Below are 807 nucleotides of genomic sequence, written 5' to 3' on the forward strand. Positions count from 1 at the left end.
GCAGCAGTGCGGCATCACCCGGTGACGGCACGTAGTCCATCAGGCCCGCTGCCAGCGCAGCGTCCAGATCGTCGTCGAGCACCAGCAACAGCAGGCGCGCGGGTAGGGCAGGTGCGGCGTGCATGGCTCAGCGGTTCTGGAACACCGGCGGACGCCGGGCAAGGAAGGCGGCGGTGCCTTCGCGCATGTCCTCGGTGGCGAACATGAGCCCGAACTGCGCGCTTTCGTATTCCAGGCCTTCGCCCAGCGCGCATTCGCCGCCCACGTGGATCGCATCCAGGATGCCGCGCAGCGCCAGCGGCGCGGCCTTGGCCAGCTGCACTGCAAGCGCGTCCACCCGCGCGTCGAGCGCATCGGCGGCCACCACTTCATTGACGATGCCCAGCTGCAGGGCGCGCGCGGCGGCGATCGGGGTGCCCAGCAGGCACAGTTCCAACGCGGCGGCGCGGCCGCACAGGCGCAGCAGCCGCTGGCTGCCGCCGAAGCCGGGAATCAGTCCCAGATTGATCTCCGGCTGACCCACTTTGGCGCTGTCCGCGGCGATCCGCAGGTGGCAGGCCATGGCCAGTTCCAGGCCGCCGCCCAGCGCAAATCCGTTGATCCGGGCCAGCACCGGCTTGGGCATGCGCTCGATGCGGCGCATCAATTGCTGGCCCAGCAGTGAGAAGTCACGTCCCTGAACCGAGGTCAATCCGTTCATTTCCGCGATGTCCGCGCCGGCCACGAAGGCCTTGGGGCCGGCCCCGGTCAGCACCACCACGCGCACTGCCGGATCGGCTGCGGCCGCCGCAAACGCCGCATCCAGGG

At 70.1% G+C, this 807-nt stretch carries 1 protein-coding gene; it reads right to left on the bottom strand.

The window, feature by feature from the left end; all coding sequences use genetic code 11:
* Window positions 1–127: 127 nt before the first annotated feature.
* A partial coding sequence (locus tag DBR34_RS20485; protein WP_258224207.1) for an enoyl-CoA hydratase-related protein occupies window positions 128–807 on the bottom strand: 680 nt, incomplete at its 5' end.

This window comes from Stenotrophomonas sp. HMWF003, from assembly GCF_003061285.1.
In the GTDB taxonomy this organism is placed as follows: Bacteria; Pseudomonadota; Gammaproteobacteria; order Xanthomonadales; family Xanthomonadaceae; genus Stenotrophomonas; species Stenotrophomonas maltophilia_AP.